Raw genomic sequence first — 21,129 nt, 5'->3', positions numbered from 1 at the left:
GTCAATAATCCACAGTTCCCTATGTACGTAGAAAAAACGAAAGGAGCTTGTAACCAAGCCCCTTTCGTTATTCGTTGTATTAACGACGAATTTCTTTAATTCTCGCTGCTTTACCGCGCAGTTCACGAAGATAATAAAGCTTCGCACGACGCACTTTACCACGGCGAGCCACTTCGATTTTATCGATTTTTGGGGAATGAAGCGGGAAAGTTCTTTCCACACCTACACCGTAAGAAATTTTACGAACTGTAAAAGTCTCACTGATTCCACCACCACGGCGTTTAATTACTACACCTTCAAACAACTGGATACGCTCACGAGTTCCCTCGATAACTTTCACGTGCACTTTCAAAGTGTCACCAGGACGAAAGTTAGGCAAATCTTTACGCAGTTGTTCTTCAGTAATCGCTTGGACGATATTCATCTATGACTCCCTCCTTCCGTACAGGTGTTCATGTTTCTTCTGGAAACTCTTCCGTTTCCTTCATCATCCACAGAGGACCACCGTATTACACACAACAGATGTATTGTATCATGGAGGTTACCGCATTGCAACAACAAAAAGGGATTTGACCAAACATTATTTAATTGACTTCATTATAAAACAGGTCACCGCCTGCTTTCAAATCCACTCATGTTAATAGTGCTTTATCACTTGTCCCCCGAACGGTCCGATTGGTGCTGCTCCTCAATCCACGCGCGCTCCTTGCTTGTCAGTTCAGCCTGTTCCAGCAAGTCCGGTCGACGTTCCATCGTGCGACGTAACGCCTCTTGTCGTCTCCAAGAGTCAATATTGACATGATGCCCTGATAAGAGTACATCTGGCACTTTCCAGCCCCGAAACTCAGCAGGCCGAGTATAATGGGGGTATTCCAACAGCCCTGTACTAAACGAATCTGTTACCGCACTCGTTTCATTACCTAGCACTCCTGGTAACAATCGTGTCACACTATCGATGACGACCATGGCTGGCAACTCGCCACCAGTCAATACATAATCTCCGATCGAAAGCTCATCCGTCACCAGATGCTCTCGAATACGCTCATCATAACCCTCATAATGTCCACATATAAAAATAAGATGGTCCTCTTTGGCCAGCTCTTCCGCTTTTTTTTGCGTAAAAGTCTCTCCCTGTGGACACATCAAAATAATACGCGGAGTTTTTATGACTGCATTATGTTCGGCATCTTCATGTCGAATACCTTCAACGGCAGTTTCAAATGTGGTTTGCTCTGATTTATCCAACAGCTCTTCCACGGCAGCAAAAATAGGGTCAGGCTTCAAAACCATGCCGCCCCCACCACCATAGGGTGTATCATCCACTTGCCCATGCTTGTTACCGGCATACTGGCGAAAATTAACCGCTTGCAGTGATACAATCCCCTTATCCCTTGCTTTTCCCAGAATGCTTGCATTAAAAACTCCATCAAACATCTCTGGAAACAGGGTCAGTACATCCATCCGCATTACAGCAGACCTTCCATTAACCGTACTGTAACCCGTTTTTCACGCACGTTTACATCCAAAATAACATCCTCTATATACGGCAATAGCAGTTCCTTACCTTTAGGCATTTGGACTACCCATACATCATTGGCTCCCGGTGTCAAAATTTCTTTTACCACACCGAGCTCAGCTCCGTCTTCCGTCACTACTTCCATACCAACTACTTCATGAAAATAGAACTCGTTTTCTTCCAATTCCCCTAGCCGCTCAGCAGAGACCTTTAACAAAGTACCTTTATATTTTTCAACATCATTGATGTTGTGATATTCCTTAAATTTCACGATAACCATATTTTTTTGAAAACGCGCTGTTTCTACAGTTACGGGAATCGGTGCTTTGTCATCTGCTGGAAAGATCATTAGCTCGCTGCCTTTGGCAAAACGATCCTCAAGAAAATCAGTTGTCGTTAATATTTTTAGCTCACCGCGAATTCCATGTGTATTCACAATTTTCCCGACATTAAACATTTGCTGCATCGTGTTCCTCCTGCATGTGATCGGTTCCGCTCCATATCATCTTCATCATGTACGAAAAAGGGTTAGGACATACATCCTAACCCACTTTCGTATATCTTTAAGATATGATGTCTACGGTAACCCGTTTATCCATCTTAACGGCTGCTGATGCAACCACAGTGCGAAGCGCCTTGGCGATACGTCCCTGCTTGCCAATGATCTTGCCCACATCCTCAGGATGTACACTAAGCTCATACACTACAAGTCGATCCTTCTCCAAGGTCTTCACGGTCACATCATCCGGATGATCGACTAAAGCCTTAGCAATGATTATCACTAATTCTTCCATGGTTGACCCTCCGTATCAGCACCTTATTTCTGTGTTTTAAGCTCATGAAACTTTTTCAACACGCCCGCTTTGCTAAGCAAGTTGCGAACAGTGTCGGATGCTTGTGCACCATCTTGCAACCATTTCAGCGCTTTATCTTCATCAATTTTTACAACCGCTGGTACTGTAATAGGGTTGTAGTAACCGATTTCTTCGATAAAACGACCGTCACGCGGGGAACGAGAATCAGATACCACGACGCGATAGAAAGGAGCTTTATGTGCACCCATACGTTTCAGACGAATACGAACTGCCACGAAAATTCACCTCCTTCAAAAAGTAGACTGTATATTGCTATCCCATAACTCCAAAGGCCTATCGACCTTTTAACGGAAAGGAAACTTCATACCTTTGCCCATACTCTTCAGCTGCTTCAGAGCCTTGTTTTTGCCACCCTTAGGTCCCATCATATCTGAGAACTGCTTCATCATACGGCGCATTTCGTCAAATTGCTTAATGAGACGATTTACCTCAGCCAGCGATGTTCCACTGCCTACAGCAATCCGCTTGCGACGGCTATGATTAATCATGTCCGGGTTTTGCTTTTCCTGTGTAGTCATCGAATGAACGATAGCCTCAATCCGGCCCATCTGTTTGTCATCCACTTTGATGTCTTTCATTTGCTTCATGTTGCCCATACCAGGAATCATATCGAGAATCTGGTCGATCGGGCCAAGCTTCTTAACCTGATCCATTTGCTCCAGAAAATCCTCGAAAGTAAACTCGGCATTGCGCATTTTCCGTTCCATTTCCTTCGCCTTATCAGCGTCGATGTTGGACTGCGCTTTTTCAATCAGGGACAACATGTCACCCATGCCTAAAATCCGTGAAGCCATTCGCTCAGGGTGAAACGGCTCCATCGCATCCAGCTTTTCACCCAATGTAGCAAACTTGATCGGGCATCCCGTCACAGCTTTAACCGACAAGGCCGCGCCACCACGAGTGTCGCCATCCAGCTTTGTCAGTACAACTCCCGTTAACTCAAGGCTATTGTTAAAGTGCTCCGCAACGTTAACTGCGTCCTGTCCTGTCATGCTATCTACAACCAGCAGAACTTCATCCGGTTTGACATTAGTATGGATCTGACGCAACTCTTCCATGAGTTCTTCATCAACATGAAGACGACCGGCAGTATCTATAATAACGTAGTCATTACCATTATCCTTAGCATGCTGCATACCCTGTTTTGCGATTTCCACCGGGCTTGTCTGGTCTCCCAATGTAAATACAGGTGCATTAATCTGCTCACCGAGAATCTGAAGCTGCTTGATCGCGGCAGGTCTATAAATATCACCAGCTACAAGCAATGGACGATGGTTTTGCTTTTGCAGCAACTTCGCCAGCTTACCTGACGTCGTCGTCTTACCTGCGCCCTGGAGACCCACCATCATGATGACTGTAGGCGGTTTGTTTGCTTTGGCAAGCTTGGCCTGACTTCCACCCATCAACTCGGTCAATTCCTTGTTTACGATGTCGATAATGACCATACCTGGCGTAAAGCTGTCCATCACTTCCTTACCAACGGATTTCTCCTTTACCTTGGCAATAAAGTCCTTTACAACCTTGAAGTTAACGTCCGCTTCAAGCAAAGCCAATCGCACTTCACGCATTGCCTGAGCCACATCATCCTCAGACACCTTTCCTTTGCCGCGCAATTTACTGAATACATTTTGCAAGCGAGTCGATAATCCTTCAAATGCCATACTTTCGCACCTCCTTGTCTACCAGGGTTGTTAGTTCTTCATTTATATATCCTACAGTTCCTGCAGGCGATTTACAATTTGTTGGACATGTTGCAATGTCCCCTCATCAGGCTTACCAACTTTACCGAATGCATCATGTAGCGTCACATTCAGCTCCTCTAAATCTTGGAGTCTACGTTCATGCTTACTTAGCAATCCAAGCTTTTCCTCATACATTTCTAATACCTGTTCAGCACGTTTAATATGTTCATAGACTGCCTGACGGCTAATTTGGAATTCCGATGCAATTTCCCCTAAAGAAAAATCATCATGGAAGTAATATTTTAAAAACATCTGTTGCTTCTCTGTAAGTAGAGGTTCATAGAAGTCAAACAGTCGGTTAATCCGGTTTGTCTTTTCCAGCCGATTCTCCTGACTCATCGTGTATACCTCCATCGTCAAGGAAAAACACTTTACAGTTCTTTTCAACGTTCCTTATCATACATAAAAGAAAAGAAGATGTCAAGCGTTATCCCTTGTCATATAAAAAAAAGCCGATCCGCTACCCTTAAACGGGAAAACAGATCGACTTTTTTGTCCCTCTCACTCACACTCTTACCGGAGTAAGATACAGCAGAATAGCCAGAAAATGAAGTATGCTGCCTGCTAAAACAAACAGATGCCAGATCGCATGGTGATATGGAAATGCTCGCCACACATAAAAAATCGTGCCCAGTGTATACATAAGACCACCTACGAACAATAGCGTCATCCCTCCGGCGGGAACAATGGCCATCAGGGGATTCCAGGCAATGGTAATAAGCCAGCCCATTATAATGTAAAACACAGTAGACATAAACAGGAAGCGTTTGGTGAAGAACGCCTTGAACAGTACACCAAACAAAGCGATCCCCCAAATCACTCCAAACAGCGTCCATCCCAGAGTACCTCGCAATGCAACGAGCATAAAAGGGGTGTAGCTACCTGCAATGAACAGGTAAATACAAGAATGATCGAATATTTCGAACAAATCCTTCAATTTTCCTTCACGCAGGCTATGAAGCAACGTGGAATTGGTATACAGCAACAGCATTGTAATTCCGTAAATTGTAAAGCTTACGACATGCCAAGCAGTTCCTTTCATGCTAGCAAAAACAATGAGCAGCACAAGCGCCGCCACACTTAAAACGGCTCCAATACCATGTGTAATCGCGTTAGCTACTTCTTCCCGTCGGGAATAAGTATAGGTGTTTGCCATCGTTTTTTCACCCGGCTTCCTGAGTAATATTTTTTTACAAGAATTTATCCGGCATCGTCAAACCTTTTGCTTTCATTATACAGTTGGGCGGGCTTAAGCAGCAACAGGAGCACTGCTTAGTACTTATAAGCAAGCCTAATCAAACGGATTAGTTCTGCTCTTCCTCGCCAGCAGCAGTTGCTTCGACAGCCTCTTCTTGGATCAAACCGGCGAACAAGGCATGAACGAATTGTTCTGAATCAAACGGTTGAAGATCATTCACTTTTTCACCTAAGCCTACCAGCTTAACAGGCAAATTCAATTCCTGACGGATGGCCACAACAATCCCACCCTTTGCTGTACCATCCAATTTTGTCAGTACCAGACCGGTTACGCCGCTCTTCTCACCAAATAGCTTGGCTTGGTTAAGTGCATTTTGTCCAGTCGTCGCATCAAGTACCAACAAAACTTCATGAGGTGCGTCTGGAATTTCACGCTGGATAACGCGGAATATTTTGTTCAATTCCTCCATCAGATTGCTTTTATTCTGAAGACGTCCTGCTGTATCGCACAACAAAACATCTACTTGACGCTGCTTGGCAGCCTGTACGGCATCAAACATAACCGCAGCTGGATCAGAACCAGATTGTTGTTTAATAACCTCTACTCCTGCCCGCTGACCCCAAACCTCCAACTGTTCAATCGCCCCCGCTCGGAACGTATCTCCAGCGGCTAACAATACTTTTTTGCCCTCTTGTTTAAAACGGTGAGCCAACTTGCCAATGGTCGTTGTTTTGCCGACTCCATTAACGCCTACGAATAGAATGACTGTAATCCCGTCTGGATTCATTTTGAGCTGACTATTGTCATTGCCCCGCAGCAACTCAGACAGCTTTTCCGACAGTACAGGCTGTAACTCGGATGCATCCTCGATTTTGCGTTTTTTCACTTCTCCCCGCAAGTCTTCAATGAGGTTCATAACCGTATTGACGCCTACGTCCGCTCCGATCAGAATTTCTTCCAGTTCCTCATAAAATTCCTCATCAATTTTTTTACGGCGAATCATCAGGTCCGTTACTTTTTCAACAAAACCTTTACGTGTCTTTTCCAAGCCATCTTTGAACTGCTTTGTGACCGATTCCGTTTTGCTTGCGATGCTTTCCTTCAATTTTCTAAAGAAACTCATGGATTCCCTCCGTTGATCTGAAAGTATGTTATTTGATGTCAGGCAATCTCAGCTTCATCGTTGTCCAGCTTGACAGATACGAGTTTAGAAACCCCGCCTTCTTCCATTGTCACCCCGTACAGCACATCGGATTCTTCCATGGTGCCCTTACGGTGTGTAACTACGATAAACTGTGTCTGCTCTGAGAATTCCCGTAAATACTGAGCAAAACGCACCACATTTGCTTCGTCTAATGCTGCCTCTACTTCATCAAGTACACAGAATGGAACAGGTTTAACGTGTAAAATGGCAAATAATAAAGCCATTGCTGTTAGAGCCCGTTCACCGCCTGACAACAACTGCAGGTTTTGAAGTTTTTTGCCTGGAGGCTGAGCTACAATGTCAATACCCGTCTCCAGCAATCGTTCTGGATCAAGCAACACAAGGTCTGCACGTCCGCCTCCGAATAGCTTGGAAAAAACCGTTCCAAATTCACGACGAATCGCATCGAACGTGGTCTTGAAGCGTTTGGACATTTCATCATCCATTTCACGAATAACCTGGTAGAGCGTTGTCTTGGCCTCTACCAAATCAGACTTTTGCTCATCCAGAAACGTATAACGCTCGTGTACACGCTGGTATTCCTCAATAGCACCCAGATTGACCTCACCCAGCGCAGAGATCCCGCGTTTGAGCCTTTCCACCTCACTCTGCGTACCTTCAATATCTTCCGGTATAGGGTAACGCTGCTTGGCCAGCTCATAGCTGAGTTCATAATCATCACTTAATTTTTTCAAAACATTTTCCAGTTCCACATCAAGTCGGTTTACTCCAATTTCTGTTTGGCGAAGCAGTTCCTCCACCGACTTAAGCTGAATTCGCTGTTCTTTTGTATCATTCTCAGCAGCTTCCAGTTTTTTGGATAAGCTGCTACGTGCAGCCCGTTTGAACTCCAATTGCTCTGCAGATTCTTCCTTTTTCAAACGGTATTGATTGAGATTTTCAATCTGTTTTACGGTCTCCTGCTCATTGGTGAGCAAATCCGCTTCAATGGAAGCAAGCAAGGTCTTGTTTTGTCTTGAATCCTTACCAAGGGTATCATAATCCCCACGCAATCTGCGAATCTGCTCTTCCAATGAAAAACGCTCTTGGTCCAGCTTGCCTTCTCTTACCTTGAGATTCGTAAGCTCTCCCTGCAGCTGCTCTTTGGCTGATTCATTCGCTTTACGCGCAAATTCGGCAGCGTGAATGGCCTGATGCGTTTTCTTCTCTTCTTCCTCCAGCGCAGCCAACTTTACCAGTGCTTCTGCACGGGAAGCTTCCAGCTCCTTGATTTCCTGGTCAAAGCCCTTTTTCTCCTGACCAGACGCAGCTACCTGCTCCAGTACATGACGAAGTTCATGCTCGAGTTGTTTGAGCTCCATTGCCATCTGCTGCTCTTCGGTCCGCTTCACATCGCCACCCTGGCGCAGTTCGTCCAGACGGGTCTGTGTCTCCTCCAACTGCCGTTTGGTATCTATTGCACTCTGACGCAATCTTGCAATTTGCTGTTCCGTATCTAGAATGTCTTGATCTAACTGATCCAGCTGACGTTTACGGCCTAGCAGATTAGCATTTTTCTTGAACTGGCTCCCCCCAGTCATGGAACCACCTGCATTGACAACATCGCCTTCCAGCGTGACAACACGATATCTATATTGGCAACGGGCCGCAATGCGATTGGCATCTTCCAACGTACGAGCAATGACCACATTCCCCAAGAGACTGCCTACGATTCCGGCATATCGATCATCGTACTGAATAAGATCTGCACCGATCCCGACAAAGCCTTCTGCGCTTTCCACAATCTGGCGTTCCCCCGCACCGATCTGACGCGGACGGATAACATCCATAGGCAAGAATGTCGCTCTGCCCAGTTGACGTTGCTTTAGAAAACTGATCGCCTGTCTGGATACCGATTCATTTTTCATCACAATATGCTGAACTGAAGCGCCCAAAGCGGTTTCCATCGCCTGCTCTAAATGCTCAGGTACTCGAATCAGCTCCGCTACCGCTCCATGCACACCGTGCAAAGTACCCTTGCGTGAAGCCTTTAACACCTCTTTAACTCCGAGCATGAAGCCGTCAAAGTCATCCTGCATTTCTTTCATTGTATCTCGTCGTGAAATTTGGGCCTCTCGTTTTTGTTCCCATTTACGAACCGTACCCTGGTTTTCTTCCAGTAGTTTTTGCAGGGCCTGGTATTGTTCACTTCCCTGAATATAGCCACTGCGCAAACTGCTAATTTCCTGTCCCAGCTTCTGAATCGCTGCTTCCAATCCTTTTTTTCGCTGTTCAAGCTCAGCTTTCTGGGCTTCCCATTTGCCGGATTCATCACTCACGCGATTCACTCGGCGTTCCAACGCTTCCCTCTGTTGGTCGGTATAACGAATTTCGTTACGCGCCTGCGCCATCTGATTCATCAGCTCCAGCAGACCACCCTTAAGGCTCTCCTCTTGCTCCTGGCTGATTCCACCTGTGACGCCAATCAGTTTGGCTTCTTCGTCAGACAGTCGCGCACGCAACTCGTCCAACTCTACATTCAGCGTTGACAGCTTTTCATTTAGTTGATCCAGTTCGCTTTTGCGTTCGGAATGCCGTGATTCGCTTGTGCTGAGGGATAAGATCAATTGTTCCCGATTGGCCTCCAAATTGCGTGTGCGCTCTTTGAGCAATTCACCGTAGCCTTCACTTTTTTCCGTAGCTTCACTGTATTGCAGCAGATCCTTTTGCAGACGTTCTACTTGCTCTTCCAGTTGCCGTAATTCATTGCGGTCGTTTTCCAACATTGCATCATGGCGGGACACCACTGTAGACAATTGAAGTTGCTCCTGTTGCAACAAAGCTAGTTTGGAAGTTGCTTCGCTCCATGAAGAGTGAATTTGTTCAATTTGATGGACGTACATCGAAATTTCTTTTGATTTTAATTCACTGCGCAGCTCTTTATAATGAATCGCCTTTTCAGACTGTTCCTTAAGAGGTCCAATCTGATCCTCCAGTTCACTGACCAAATCGTGAATACGCAGCAAATTTTGCTCTGTTTCATCCAGCTTGCGAACCGCATCTTTTTTACGTGATTTATATTTTACAATACCCGAGGCTTCCTCAAAAATCCCCCGTCGATCCTCAGATCGGGTACTCAGAATTTCTTCAATACGTCCTTGCCCAATAATCGAATAAGCTTCTTTACCAATCCCTGTATCCATAAACAGCTCTGTAATATCTCGAAGTCTGCATGATTGACGATTAATGAAATATTCACTATCCCCACTCCGATGCACACGTCGCGTTACCGTCACTTCACCAAAATCCAGAGGCAACGCCTGATCTTCATTATCCAGCGTAAGCGATACTTCACCGTAATTAACAGCCTTACGAGCGTCACTACCTGCAAAGATAATGTCCTCCATCTTGCCGCCACGCAGTGATTTGGCACTCTGTTCGCCCAGCACCCAACGAATTCCGTCGGAAATATTACTTTTCCCGCTCCCATTGGGTCCGACGACTGCCGTAATGCCGCGGACAAATTCCATTTCCGTTTTATCTGCAAACGATTTGAAGCCCGCCAGCTCAATGCGCTTTAAAAACATCCTCAATCTCACCTCTAACATTCAAATATGCTTGTACAACACCATTGACCTGATTGATATGAATTATCCCTATTGTAGCATAAGACTAATGTGGAAAAAGCACAGTATCGACGCTCACGTTATAGCAGTAAAGCCACGAAAAAAGAGCAAAACGCAGTCCATTCGCCATTACGGGCCGGGACTCCCCGCGGACTGCCCTTTGCTCTTACTTTGTGTCCTCTGCTTGCGTCACCCGTTCGGGTCGCTCAGGTACCGATTACGATTCCGCCAGCTTCAAACGGTTTAAAGCAACTGCCGCCGCTTGCTGCTCAGCTTCTTTTTTAGAGCGTCCTGTACCTGCTCCCAGCCGTTCACTGTCCATATATACCTCGGCTACAAACTCGCGCTCATGGGCAGGTCCGCGTTCCTCGACAATCTTGTATTCAAGCATCCCCATGTTATGATGCTGTGTCAGTTCCTGAAGCTCTGTTTTGAAATCACTCATCTGAAGCTTACCGTTTAATACAATTTGAGGAAAAATATAACGTTCTAGAAACGACCGGACGGCTTCCAGACCCTGATCCAAATAAAGCGCGCCTACGAACGCCTCGAACACATCAGCCAACAGAGCAGGACGAGTACGTCCGCCTGTCAGCTCTTCACCTTTTCCAAGCAGTACATACTGCCCGAACTCAAGCCCGACAGCAAACTTCACCAAAGAAGGCTCACAGACAATAGCTGCACGCAACTTGGTTAGTTCGCCTTCGGGCCGGTTAGGGTACTGATTGTACAATTGCTCGGACACCGTCAGCTCCAGAACAGCGTCACCCAGAAATTCCAGACGCTCATTATCTGCATGCTGACTGAACCGATGTTCGTTTACGTAGGAAGCGTGCGTAAAGGCCTGCTTCAGAAGCTGCCGATTGTTGAATTGAATATGAAGTTTCTGCTGTAATTGCTTCAAGTCTCCACTCAACGAACTGACCCCTTACGCTTCATATTTTTTTAGAATAACCGTAGCATTGTGACCGCCAAAACCAAAGGAATTGGACATAACCACATTCAGTTCCGCTTTTCTTGGCTCATTAGGCACATAATCAAGATCACAAGCCGGGTCTTGATTATCCAAATTAATTGTTGGCGGAATCGTCTGATGTTGAAGCGCAAGACCACAGATTACAGCTTCAACACCTCCCGCTGCACCCAGTAGATGCCCTGTCATCGACTTGGTTGAGCTGATCGCTACCTTATAGGCATGCTCTCCAAGCGTTTTCTTGACTGCTTCTGTTTCCGACTTGTCACCAACCGGTGTAGATGTACCGTGTGCATTGATATAATCGATATCTTCAGGATTCAACCCAGCATCACGGATCGCCATTCTAATGCAGCGTGCTGCTCCCTCTGGATCCGGCTCTGTCATATGATGGGCATCACCAGAAAGACCGTAGCCAATCACTTCGCCGTAAATATGTGCACCACGCTTCAAGGCATGATCCAACGATTCCAGAATCAGAACACCAGAGCCTTCGCCCATAACAAACCCGTCTCTTTCGGTGTCAAATGGACGACTTGCCTTTTCCGGCTCATCGTTACGTGTGGACATCGCTCTCATGGAGCAAAATCCAGCAATACCAATCGGGCGAATCGTCGCTTCGGCACCGCCGCAAATCATAGCGTCAGCGTCACCACGCTGAATCATGCGGAAGGAATCACCAATGGCATGACTACCTGTGGCACAAGCCGTAACTGGCGATGTATTGGGGCCCTTAGCACCGAGTGAAATCGAAACTTGACCGGAACCCATATTAGCAATCATCATCGGGATGAAGAAAGGGCTTACGCGTTTAGGCCCCTTTTCGATCAATGCATTATGCTGATCTTCCCAAGTACCCAATCCGCCAATGCCAGAACCGACAGATACACCAACACGCTCGGCATCCACATTCTCTCCGATTACGAGCTTACTGTCCTCAAGTGCCAATTTACTAGCAGCAACCGCAAACTGCACAAAGCGGTCCATTTTGCGCGCATCCTTACGATCGATATAATCCTCTGGATTAAAATCTTTAATGGAAGCGGCTATTTTCGTAGTGTACTCACTTGTATCGAAAGCTTCGATTTTACTGATGCCAGATTTACCAGCCATCAGATTATCCCATAGTGTGTTCAAATCCTGTCCCAGCGAAGTGATTACACCCATTCCTGTTATGACAACACGTTGTTTCAAAGATAATCACCTCTATGTCTACTGCAAATTGTATTTTTAGATCGCACACGCTTGTGTACAAAAATAATATAGAATCAACTAAAGTTAGTAATGCCGCATTATACTCAGCCGTTGACGAAGTGAAGCTAAGCAAATTCAAAAACACACGACAATTCCGTCTTTAGTTCAATCTGTATAATTAGGAGAAAGTCCCGCCTGTAACAGAACGGGACTTTTGATGACATGAATTAGGTATGAGATTGTATGTACTTCACAACTTCACCTACAGTTGTAATTTTCTCTGCATCTTCATCAGAGATTTCCATATCAAACTCATCTTCCAATTCCATAACCAATTCAACTACATCGAGAGAATCAGCGCCTAAATCATCTTTAAAAGATGCTTCAAGTGTAACTTCGGCTTCGTCGGCTCCCAAACGGTCAACGACAATGCGTTTTACGCGCTCCAATACATCGGACATCCGGCTCACCTCCTCCTTATGGTATTATACGAAAATTACAATTAAAATGCCATAGAAGAGAGTTTTCATTAACTACTCTCCATCGGGGCATGCGGATTGGCAACATGAACTACATATACATGCCGCCATCCACATGCAAAGTCTGGCCCGTCATATATGAGGAAGCATCCGAGGCCAAGAATAGCACCACATCTGCAATTTCCTCAGGCCGTCCAAGACGGGCCAGCGGAATACCGCTAAGCATATTGTCACGCAAATCATCAGCCAGCACCTGCGTCATTTCAGTATCAATGAATCCAGGAGCCACGCAGTTGACTGTAATTCCTCTTGAGGCAAGCTCTCTAGCAGAGGATTTAGTAAGACCAATCACTCCCGCTTTAGCAGCAACATAGTTGGCTTGTCCTGCGTTACCAAGTACACCAACAACGGAAGAGATATTGATAATTCGGCCGGAACGCTGCTTCATCATTGGGCGTGTCGCCGCTTTGAGACAATTAAACACACCCTTGAGATTCGTTTCGATCACCTGATCGAATTCCTCTTCTTTCATCCGCATGATTAAATTATCTCTTGTTATGCCAGCATTATTCACCAGGATATCAATCTTGCCCCAAGCGCCGACCACATCTTTGATCAACTGATCAGCTTCTTCAGCACGTCCCACATTAGCCTGAACTGTAATAGCTTCCACACCTTTGGCACGAATCAGCTCTGCTACCTCAGTCGCAGCCGCTTCACTACCAGCATAGTTTACTGCAACATTAGCGCCTGCTTCAGCCAGCGCCAGTGCGATACTACGGCCAATTCCGCGCGATGCTCCCGTAACCAGCGCTGTTTTTCCACTTAATGGCTTAGACATCATTATCCTCCCTTGCAAGTATTTAACCCGTAAAGGTAATCATTAATACTTTTAACGGGCTTCTAGGGCTTCTGTTATAGAAGCAAACGACTCCAGGCTACTCATGTTATACAGCTTAACCGTTTTGTCAATCTTTTTAACCAGTCCGGTCAAAACACTTCCCGGTCCGAACTCAACAAAGGTGTCCACCCCTTGTTCCAGCAGCCATGCTACGCTGTCTTCCCATAGTACCGGGGAATAGACCTGTTCCACCAACAGTTGGCGAATTTCACTTCCCTCACATACAGGTTTTGCTGTCACATTGGTCACAACCGGAATCTGGGCTTCGGCAAATTTCACAGTCTCCAATTTATCGGAGAGCTTGTCTGCCGCTTCCTTCATCAATGACGAGTGAAAAGGTCCGCTGACCTCCAAAGTAATAGCACGCTTGCCGCCTGCTTCTTTCACACGCTCAGCGACGGCAGCTACGCCCGCCTTTGTACCGGATACAACAATTTGTCCGGGACAGTTGATGTTAGCCAGTTCTACCAGTTGACCAGATTCTGTGATATCACGGCAAAATGCCGCCAATGCTTCACGATCAGCGCCCAGCACAGCAGCCATCCCGCCTTGTCCATCAGGAATGGCCTGCTCCATAAACTGACCACGTGCACGAACAGTCTCAACTGCATCCTCAAATGTGAGAACACCGGAAGCCACTAGAGCACTGTACTCTCCTAGACTGTGCCCAGCCACATAATCAGGGCGGATGCCCTTTTCCTTGAACGCTTCATACAACGCAATACTCGCCGTTAACAGCGCAGGCTGCGTATTGGATGTTTGCTTCAAGGCTGTGTCAGGCCCTTCAAAGATCAGTGTGCTTAGCGCGAAACCCAAACGTTCGTCCGCTTTACGGAATACTTCTGTTGCAGCCGGAACTGCTTCATAAGCATCTTTAGCCATACCTACAGCTTGTGAACCCTGACCGGGAAATATAAATGCCGTTTTGCCCATCGTGCATGCACCTCTCTGTATCCAATGCTTCTTCTGTAAAACACCAGACAAATTCAATATTATATCAAATCTTCCACTTAATTACCAGATAAGAACCGACGCACCCCAAGTCAAACCGCCACCAAAGCCCACCATTAGTATACGGTCGCCTTCCTTCATGCGGCCTTCCTCAGCTGCTTCCACAAGAGCAAGAGGAATGGATGCTGCGGATGTATTCGCATATTTATTAACATTAATAACTACCTTTTCCTCTGGCAAATCCAAACGTTGCATTGCTGATTGGATGATTCGGATATTGGCTTGATGCGGAACGAACAGATCGATGTCATCTTTGGACAACCCAGCTTTTTCCAACACATCAACCGTTGCTGTTCCCATAACGCGAACCGCGAACTTGAACACTTCGCGTCCATTCATATAAATATAGTGCTGTTTATTTTCCAGTGTGTCTGCACTCGCAGGCAAACGTGAGCCCCCAGCTTCCAACTTGAGCAAGGTGCCTCCAGCGCCTTCAGCCCCCAGATCAAAGGATTGGAATCCTCTACCTTCAGGTACTTCACCAATCACTACAGCTCCTGCTCCATCTCCGAAAAGCACGCAGGTGTTGCGGTCAGTATAATCTGTAATCCGGGAAAGGCAGTCTGCACCAATGATTAACGCATTGTTATAAATACCTGTCTTAATGAAGCTCGTTGCCGTAGCCAGCCCGTACACAAAACCCGAGCATGCAGCAGACAAATCGAAAGCCGCTGCGCCTTTGGCCCCCAACTTGTCCTGAAGAATGCAAGCAGTTGACGGAAACGCCATATCTGGTGTAACCGTAGCTACTATAATCAGGTCCAGATCTTGTGCCGTCATACCCGCAGACTCCAACGCCTTAACTGCTGCTTCATAAGCCAAATCAGATGTAGCCTGTTCAGGAGCAGCAATATGGCGCTCCTGAATCCCTGTACGGCTAACAATCCACTCATCACTTGTTTCAACGATTTCTTCCAAATCTTTATTGGTCAGAATTTTCTCAGGTACGTATTTCCCTGTTCCGATAACACCAACCGGCCGTAATTTATTCATATCGTCACTCACTTCCTGCTGATTTCCTTGGATATACTTTCCACCAACCGGTTTTGCAAGGCCGTACGAGCCTGCCTTACCGCATTTTTGACGGCAATGCCATCAGACGAACCGTGACTTTTTAAGACGAGTCCGCTCAACCCCAACAAAGGAGCCCCGCCGTGCTCTTTATAATCGAGTTTCCCTTTCAGCCCCCGAAGTTCAGGCATAATCAAGGCTGCCGCAAGCTTGGTCTTTAAGGATTTGGTGAACTGCTCTTTAAGGAGAGAAAATATCGCTCCGGCTGTTCCCTCTAGCGATTTTAGCATAATGTTTCCGGCGAATCCGTCGCACACCAGTACATCACAATTTCCGGTTAACACATCTCTGGATTCAACATTCCCCACAAAATTGACAGGTAACTGCTCGATAAGAGGATACGCCAACTTTGTTAGTTCATTGCCTTTTCCTGCTTCAGTCCCAACATTCAGCAGACCTACCCTTGGAGAAGCCACTCCGTGAACTTTCTGACGGTACAAGCTCCCCATCAGTGCGTACTGGGCAAGATGTTCAGGCTTAGCATCCATATTGGCCCCCAAGTCCAGCGCCAGAATACCTTGATCATCAATCGTCGGTATCATCGGCGCGAGAGCCGGACGCTCAATGCCCTCCATTCTTCCAACCACTAGTAATCCTGTAGTCATTAGAGCGCCTGTATTACCTGCGGAAATCATGGCATCCGCTTCGCCTTCTCTAACCATTCGACCCGCTACGACCATGGAGGCATCCTTTTTACGCCGCACTGCCTTTACAGGTTCGTCCTGCGCATCTATCGTTTCGGACGTATGGCGAATGGTGAGGTTCGTCGGCAGCGCCCTCCCGTTCAAAACCGCTTCAATCCGTTCCCGGTCACCAACCAGCGTAATGTCTGTATCCTTCCATTCCGCCGCCGCAGATAACGCGCCCTCTACTGTCGCCTCAGGAGCATTATCTCCTCCCATGGCATCAATGGCGATCCGCATGCTGACTTCCTCCTTCGCTATACTCTTCCTCCGTGGAGCGATAAATGACAAAGTTGCCTTGGAATACCATTTCTTCTCCTACGTAAGCAAACACTTCCACTTTGGCCTTCCCTTTTTGTTCTGGATTTGAGCGTACATATGCCTTGGCAATACATTTTTCACCCAAATGAACCGGACGAACAAAGCGAATATCCGCTGAAGCGGTCAATGCTATCTCATCGTTAATTACGGCAACGGCCAATGAATTGGCCTGTGCAAACACATAATGTCCTCGCGCAATGCCTGTACGTGAAAAAGTATGTTCCTCTTTGATTTCAAAAATCGAAATACCACTTCGATCCAACTGGAGATCAACGATGTCCCCAATTACTTCATGTAAAGGCAAGGAACGAACCTGATCGTAGGAGCGCTCAGCCATCAGCTTTAGCCGCTCCCGTAATTCTGGGATTCCCAGTTCCATCCGGTCCAGCCGAATGGTCTGAATGCTTACCTTCAGCTGTCTTGTCAATTCCTGATCCGTCACGAACGGATTATCGTCAATTAATTGAGTCAGCCGTTGCTGTCTCTGTCTCTTCGGCAAACGTTCGATATCAGTGACGCCTCCTTTCCCTACAGTAAACTGCCGTTCAGCCGACAGTTCAGGTTACTTCACGTTCTAACGGCTAAACTTCAAGCCGGTTTGTCTTCTTGTATGTATAAAGGAACCCCTTAGGCCCTTCTTTCTTAGAACCTGGTACTAAAACAGTATATAGCATGCTGACGCAAAAAGAAAGCATGCTGATAAAAAAAGTAGCGCCTCACTGTAGTGAAGCGCTACTTTCTCTGCGAATATTCCAAAGAATCCGCTTATCGGACATTATTGAGAGATGATCTCTCTAGCTTTGTACGTTCCGCAAACTTTGCACACATGGTGAGCAAGTTTCAATTCGCCGCATTCGGAGCATTTCACCATACCTGGTACTTCCAGTTTAAAGTGAGTACGACGTTTGTCGCGACGAGTTTTGGATGTTCTCCGTTGAGGTACTGCCATTATTCCCACCTCCTTAAACAGATCAACCCCGCATGACGGGTATGACTTCTTATCTCATTCAAGACCGAAAGAAAATGCCAAAAGACAATGATCTTACAGCCGGTGAATCAAGCCTGCAACATCCACGTATCGGTTCAATAACTTCCCGGCACAAGCGGATGATGATTTTTTTCAGAATTGAACTCAATTCTCATTTAAAAAAATCCTTAAGCCCTGCCAGACGCGGATCAATCTTTTCCGTATCACTATCGTTACTGTCGTCGGAGCCAAGGCTCCAGTCTTGTCCGGCCGCTGGCGCGATCCCCTGACAATCCTCACTGCATATAGGCGCAAACGGCACATGCAGTACAAACAGTTCTTCACAATACGGTGCAATGTCGAAGGAATCCTCCGTCACTGCGATAAAATCGCCATCTTCATCCTCCTCTTCAACATTTGAAGATGAGGTTTGCTTAAACCGTTCACGAAATTCAATATTCAAATCCTCGTGCATCGGGCTCAAACAGCGGGAGCAAAGCATGTCCAGACCTGCGGTCAACGTGCCTTCCACACTCATCGAGCCTTGACCCAGACTAACGGCGACCAAGTCGGTCTCCAGCGGGGAAACGGCTGTAACATCAGCACGATCATCCACCAATTCACTCACATTAAGAGATTCACGGATAGGAAAGGGACCGTCACTTGTTGCTACTTTGCGAAAAAATAGTTGCATCACTATCACTCCAAACAAACAAAAATTATTATACCGACTGATCGAGTCGTTTGTCAACACCTTTCACTTTACACCACTTACAAATCCATCGATTTTCCAATGGTTCGGCAAGATCTATGCGGATGCAAAAATGTGTTGTATTTATCATGTACCTGTGAGTATTCGTACCCCCGCCACTCTTCGTGTACAATAATGCGAGTATAAAGCTTTTTGCTCCAGGTCTCAATGGTCTTGTTCAAGTGCATGATGAAATATCAGATAGCTGCCCTGAAAACATGCATTCGCTAGTAGTAAACCACTCATTCAAAATAGTTATCAAATAAGCTACTTCAAGAAAGGAGCCGACATACAGTCTTGAAAACACTCGGTATCATTGTAGAGTATAATCCCCTACATAACGGACATGTCCATCACTGGAAGGAGTCTCTTCGTATCACTGGTGCACAGCGAACGGTGGCTGTGATGAGCGGTCCCTTCCTTCAACGAGGCGAACCCGCGATTACAGACAAATGGTCACGCACCGAAATGGCACTTGCTATGGGGGTAGATCTGGTTCTGGAGCTGCCTGTGGCCTATGCTGTCCAGCCCGCAGAATGGTTTGCCCGCGGCGCGGTGACCCTGCTCTGCGCGACGGGCATCGTCGACGCGCTCTGCTTCGGCAGCGAGAGCGGAGATATCGCCCCGCTGCACACGCTGGCCCGCGTGCTGGCGGCAGAGCCGGCCGAACTCAAGGCCGGCATCGCCCAGCGCCTGAGCAAGGGCGCAAGTTATCCTGCCGCCTACGCAGGAGCCGCAGCCGCGCTGGCGGCCGAAGGAGCGGACGGTGCTGCGCTCGCCGCTCTCATGCAGCAGCCCAACAATACGCTCGGGCTGCATTACTTGATTGCGCTGGAACGGCTGGGCAGCACAATCAAGCCCTTTACGGTGGCCCGCACGGGATCGGGATACCATGAGACGGTGGCGCCTGCGGACGGAGTCATCGCCAGCGCCACGGCCATCCGCCGTCTGCTGCTGGACGGCGGGCCGGAGGCCGCGTCGCCGTACGTACCTGCGGCGACCCTGGAGATTTTGCAGCGCGAGTGGCAAGAAGAACGTGCCCCGCTGCATTGGGAAGCGTTCTGCCAGCCGTTGCTGAACGCCCTGATCACGCGTAGCCCGCAGCAGCTGGCGGAGCTGCACGAGGTCACCGAAGGGCTGGAGCATCGCCTACAGCAATCACTGTACACGCTGCCTCATCCCTCTATGGAGGCCCTGTTTGCCGCTGTCAAGACAAAGCGCTATACTCGTACAAAGCTTCAGCGGATGTGTACACATATTTTACTGAATCATGCCAAAGCTGATATGACTCCCACTGAGCTGGCGAAAGGTCCCGGCTATATCCGCGTGCTCGGCTTTAATAGGGCTGGACGCGAGCTGCTGGCGCGAATGAAAGACACCGCCACCCTGCCAGTATGGGTCAAGCCGTCTGCCGGATCACATGCCCATCTGGACTGGGATACTGCCGCAGCCGCCATACATGCAGCCGGGATGCCGCGTCCCGCCATACGTGACATGTATGCTGATTACTTACGACCGCCCCTTATGGTTTAATAGGAAGCTTTTCCATATAATTCAGCGCATCGCCAAGCTTGCGAACCGGGACAAGCTTCATCTGGGTTCCGATTTGCTCTGCTTTGGCTTTGGCCTCTTTATAATTATCCGCCGGGACGAAAAACAATTCCGCACCCTGACGGTCAGCAGCGACGATTTTATACTTGGCGCCACCAATCGCTCCAACCTGACCGTCCTTATCAATAGTACCCGTACCGGCTACACGATATCCCTTACTTAAGTCACCTGGCGTCAACTGGTTATAGATTTCCATAGTAAACATCAAACCTGCCGAAGGTCCGCCGACATCCGTGGATGTAAAATGAATCGTTTTACGTCCATCCTTCGGCTCTACCTTCTGTACTGTAGCAATACTGACACCAAACCCGGAACGTTGTTTTCTCGTCTCACTGTCCGTGATGGTTGTTAATGGAGCTTGCACTGCCAGCAACTTTCCATCGCGCTTTAGCTTCACTTTAGCCAGCGTTCCGGGTTTCTCATCCTTCAATGCCTTCCGAATGGAATGATTATCAGTTACCCTCGTACCGTTTAACTCTAATATTTCATCTCCGGGCTCAAACACGCTGTTCGGTCCCGGAACCTTAAATACATACACATAATCCGGCACAATGCGATAGGAAACATGGGCACGGGTATAGGCAGCCTCCATCGCGGAAGATTGGGAATCCCCCATATACCATACCTGCTCTGCTGCATATTCATCTTCACTTCTGCCATGCAGACGATCCTCTTTGCGCTGAATCTCCGAGTTGCTGTCCAGTTTGGACATAGCTAGCATGATGACATTGGCATATCGCGCCGATACCGTCGTCATCATAAAGCTCCCCCGTTCGTTGCTATCACCTTCCTGTACTTTAACCATCGGTTTGATCTCGTTTGCCCCACCTGGTCCATAGATCAGATAAGGGGTTGGCATATAAACCAGCACATAGACCATTGCAGCCAGCATTAAGACATAACCGGTTGTAAAAAAGGCTCTTTTCCGGTTAATTCGCATCATTGCTTCTCCCCCTTGCAGCCTAACTTCTCTTATCTTACCCAAGTGCCTCTGCACCACCTGTTCTCAAGCCTTCCAAAAAAGCATACATTGTTTACGACAACATGTACGAGCAACCTATATCCA

22 protein-coding genes are annotated in these 21,129 nt (G+C 47.3%); 1 reads left to right on the top strand and 21 read right to left on the bottom strand.

Going from position 1 to position 21,129, the window contains the following annotated elements:
- Window positions 1-79: 79 nt before the first annotated feature.
- The 20 genes from rplS to G9G57_RS24085 form a co-directional block, all read right to left on the bottom strand.
- Window positions 80-424: a 50S ribosomal protein L19 gene (gene rplS, locus G9G57_RS24180; RefSeq protein ID WP_007429998.1), complete on the bottom strand. Its 345-nt coding sequence runs from the start codon at window positions 422-424 to the stop codon at window positions 80-82.
- 227 nt (window positions 425-651) lie between these two features.
- On the bottom strand, window positions 652-1,467 hold the full coding sequence (trmD, locus tag G9G57_RS24175) for a tRNA (guanosine(37)-N1)-methyltransferase TrmD (RefSeq protein ID WP_164965643.1): 816 nt from the start codon (window positions 1,465-1,467) through the stop codon (window positions 652-654).
- The gene (rimM, locus tag G9G57_RS24170) at window positions 1,467-1,982 is read right to left on the bottom strand and encodes a ribosome maturation factor RimM (RefSeq protein ID WP_016819279.1); all 516 of its coding nucleotides are present in this window, start codon (window positions 1,980-1,982) and stop codon (window positions 1,467-1,469) included. The genes trmD and rimM overlap by 1 nt, the downstream gene beginning before the upstream one ends.
- 97 nt (window positions 1,983-2,079) lie before the next feature.
- Window positions 2,080-2,310, bottom strand: a complete 231-nt coding sequence (locus G9G57_RS24165) for a KH domain-containing protein (RefSeq protein ID WP_013370648.1) — start codon at window positions 2,308-2,310, stop codon at window positions 2,080-2,082.
- A 23-nt stretch (window positions 2,311-2,333) separates the two neighbouring features.
- A complete protein-coding gene (gene rpsP, locus G9G57_RS24160; RefSeq protein ID WP_013370647.1) occupies window positions 2,334-2,606 on the bottom strand; it encodes a 30S ribosomal protein S16 in 273 nt (90 codons plus the stop codon).
- A 69-nt stretch (window positions 2,607-2,675) separates the two neighbouring features.
- Entirely contained in the window at window positions 2,676-4,052 is a 1,377-nt protein-coding gene (ffh, locus tag G9G57_RS24155) for a signal recognition particle protein (RefSeq protein WP_017427912.1), read from the bottom strand.
- Between the two features lie 51 nt (window positions 4,053-4,103).
- Entirely contained in the window at window positions 4,104-4,472 is a 369-nt protein-coding gene (ylxM, locus tag G9G57_RS24150) for a YlxM family DNA-binding protein (RefSeq protein WP_045243862.1), read from the bottom strand.
- 166 nt (window positions 4,473-4,638) lie between these two features.
- Window positions 4,639-5,289 (bottom strand): PAQR family membrane homeostasis protein TrhA, encoded by a 651-nt coding sequence (trhA, locus tag G9G57_RS24145; RefSeq protein WP_016819276.1) that lies wholly within the window; start codon window positions 5,287-5,289, stop codon window positions 4,639-4,641.
- A 148-nt stretch (window positions 5,290-5,437) separates the two neighbouring features.
- Entirely contained in the window at window positions 5,438-6,454 is a 1,017-nt protein-coding gene (gene ftsY / locus G9G57_RS24140; RefSeq protein WP_039277112.1) for a signal recognition particle-docking protein FtsY, read from the bottom strand.
- A 38-nt stretch (window positions 6,455-6,492) separates the two neighbouring features.
- Complete coding sequence (gene smc / locus G9G57_RS24135) at window positions 6,493-10,062, bottom strand: chromosome segregation protein SMC (protein ID WP_103042380.1); 3,570 nt, start codon at window positions 10,060-10,062, stop codon at window positions 6,493-6,495.
- A gap of 256 nt (window positions 10,063-10,318) precedes the next feature.
- Window positions 10,319-11,017, bottom strand: a complete 699-nt coding sequence (gene rnc / locus G9G57_RS24130; RefSeq protein ID WP_013309856.1) for a ribonuclease III — start codon at window positions 11,015-11,017, stop codon at window positions 10,319-10,321.
- A gap of 12 nt (window positions 11,018-11,029) precedes the next feature.
- The gene (fabF, locus tag G9G57_RS24125; protein ID WP_016819273.1) at window positions 11,030-12,268 is read right to left on the bottom strand and encodes a beta-ketoacyl-ACP synthase II; all 1,239 of its coding nucleotides are present in this window, start codon (window positions 12,266-12,268) and stop codon (window positions 11,030-11,032) included.
- A 227-nt stretch (window positions 12,269-12,495) separates the two neighbouring features.
- On the bottom strand, window positions 12,496-12,729 hold the full coding sequence (locus tag G9G57_RS24120) for an acyl carrier protein (protein ID WP_007429985.1): 234 nt from the start codon (window positions 12,727-12,729) through the stop codon (window positions 12,496-12,498).
- Between the two features lie 109 nt (window positions 12,730-12,838).
- Window positions 12,839-13,588 (bottom strand): 3-oxoacyl-[acyl-carrier-protein] reductase, encoded by a 750-nt coding sequence (gene fabG, locus G9G57_RS24115; protein ID WP_017427908.1) that lies wholly within the window; start codon window positions 13,586-13,588, stop codon window positions 12,839-12,841.
- Between the two features lie 51 nt (window positions 13,589-13,639).
- The gene (gene fabD / locus G9G57_RS24110; protein ID WP_107734257.1) at window positions 13,640-14,581 is read right to left on the bottom strand and encodes an ACP S-malonyltransferase; all 942 of its coding nucleotides are present in this window, start codon (window positions 14,579-14,581) and stop codon (window positions 13,640-13,642) included.
- An 81-nt stretch (window positions 14,582-14,662) separates the two neighbouring features.
- On the bottom strand, window positions 14,663-15,652 hold the full coding sequence (locus G9G57_RS24105) for a beta-ketoacyl-ACP synthase III (RefSeq protein WP_017427907.1): 990 nt from the start codon (window positions 15,650-15,652) through the stop codon (window positions 14,663-14,665).
- A gap of 8 nt (window positions 15,653-15,660) precedes the next feature.
- Window positions 15,661-16,653 (bottom strand): phosphate acyltransferase PlsX, encoded by a 993-nt coding sequence (gene plsX, locus G9G57_RS24100; RefSeq protein ID WP_017427906.1) that lies wholly within the window; start codon window positions 16,651-16,653, stop codon window positions 15,661-15,663.
- Entirely contained in the window at window positions 16,637-17,233 is a 597-nt protein-coding gene (fapR, locus tag G9G57_RS24095) for a transcription factor FapR (protein ID WP_014599659.1), read from the bottom strand. The genes plsX and fapR overlap by 17 nt, the downstream gene beginning before the upstream one ends.
- Window positions 17,234-17,509: 276 nt before the next feature.
- Window positions 17,510-17,683, bottom strand: a complete 174-nt coding sequence (gene rpmF / locus G9G57_RS24090) for a 50S ribosomal protein L32 (RefSeq protein ID WP_013370634.1) — start codon at window positions 17,681-17,683, stop codon at window positions 17,510-17,512.
- A gap of 190 nt (window positions 17,684-17,873) precedes the next feature.
- Window positions 17,874-18,395 carry a YceD family protein gene (locus G9G57_RS24085; protein ID WP_017427905.1) on the bottom strand — a complete coding sequence of 174 codons (522 nt, stop codon included), beginning with the start codon at window positions 18,393-18,395 and terminating at the stop codon, window positions 17,874-17,876.
- 354 nt (window positions 18,396-18,749) lie between these two features.
- Between G9G57_RS24085 and G9G57_RS24080 the strand changes: the two genes are divergently transcribed.
- Window positions 18,750-19,985 (top strand): nucleotidyltransferase, encoded by a 1,236-nt coding sequence (locus G9G57_RS24080; RefSeq protein ID WP_017427904.1) that lies wholly within the window; start codon window positions 18,750-18,752, stop codon window positions 19,983-19,985.
- Here G9G57_RS24080 and G9G57_RS24075 read toward each other — a convergent pair.
- Window positions 19,975-21,006, bottom strand: a complete 1,032-nt coding sequence (locus tag G9G57_RS24075) for a SepM family pheromone-processing serine protease (RefSeq protein ID WP_017427903.1) — start codon at window positions 21,004-21,006, stop codon at window positions 19,975-19,977. The two genes, G9G57_RS24080 and G9G57_RS24075, sit on opposite strands and share 11 nt — an antisense overlap.
- Between the last annotated feature and the right edge of the window lie 123 nt (window positions 21,007-21,129).

The organism is Paenibacillus sp. EKM211P, from assembly GCF_011066175.1.
Lineage (GTDB): Bacteria > Bacillota > Bacilli > Paenibacillales > Paenibacillaceae > Paenibacillus > Paenibacillus polymyxa.
This window is presented reverse-complemented; position numbering and strand designations above follow the sequence as displayed.

Coding starts and splice junctions, on each gene's coding strand:
- G9G57_RS24120 (WP_007429985.1), bottom strand. CDS start 12,729: ATGTCCGATGTATTGGAGCGCGTAAAACGCATTGTCGTTGACCGTTTG.
- ftsY (WP_039277112.1), bottom strand. CDS start 6,454: ATGAGTTTCTTTAGAAAATTGAAGGAAAGCATCGCAAGCAAAACGGAA.
- ylxM (WP_045243862.1), bottom strand. CDS start 4,472: ATGAGTCAGGAGAATCGGCTGGAAAAGACAAACCGGATTAACCGACTG.
- fabD (WP_107734257.1), bottom strand. CDS start 14,581: ATGGGCAAAACGGCATTTATATTTCCCGGTCAGGGTTCACAAGCTGTA.
- smc (WP_103042380.1), bottom strand. CDS start 10,062: ATGTTTTTAAAGCGCATTGAGCTGGCGGGCTTCAAATCGTTTGCAGAT.
- G9G57_RS24085 (WP_017427905.1), bottom strand. CDS start 18,395: ATGCAACTATTTTTTCGCAAAGTAGCAACAAGTGACGGTCCCTTTCCT.
- rplS (WP_007429998.1), bottom strand. CDS start 424: ATGAATATCGTCCAAGCGATTACTGAAGAACAACTGCGTAAAGATTTG.
- G9G57_RS24105 (WP_017427907.1), bottom strand. CDS start 15,652: ATGAATAAATTACGGCCGGTTGGTGTTATCGGAACAGGGAAATACGTA.
- rpmF (WP_013370634.1), bottom strand. CDS start 17,683: ATGGCAGTACCTCAACGGAGAACATCCAAAACTCGTCGCGACAAACGT.
- rimM (WP_016819279.1), bottom strand. CDS start 1,982: ATGCAGCAAATGTTTAATGTCGGGAAAATTGTGAATACACATGGAATT.
- trmD (WP_164965643.1), bottom strand. CDS start 1,467: ATGCGGATGGATGTACTGACCCTGTTTCCAGAGATGTTTGATGGAGTT.
- G9G57_RS24165 (WP_013370648.1), bottom strand. CDS start 2,310: ATGGAAGAATTAGTGATAATCATTGCTAAGGCTTTAGTCGATCATCCG.
- ffh (WP_017427912.1), bottom strand. CDS start 4,052: ATGGCATTTGAAGGATTATCGACTCGCTTGCAAAATGTATTCAGTAAA.
- G9G57_RS24075 (WP_017427903.1), bottom strand. CDS start 21,006: ATGATGCGAATTAACCGGAAAAGAGCCTTTTTTACAACCGGTTATGTC.
- trhA (WP_016819276.1), bottom strand. CDS start 5,289: ATGGCAAACACCTATACTTATTCCCGACGGGAAGAAGTAGCTAACGCG.
- fabG (WP_017427908.1), bottom strand. CDS start 13,588: ATGTCTAAGCCATTAAGTGGAAAAACAGCGCTGGTTACGGGAGCATCG.
- plsX (WP_017427906.1), bottom strand. CDS start 16,653: ATGCGGATCGCCATTGATGCCATGGGAGGAGATAATGCTCCTGAGGCG.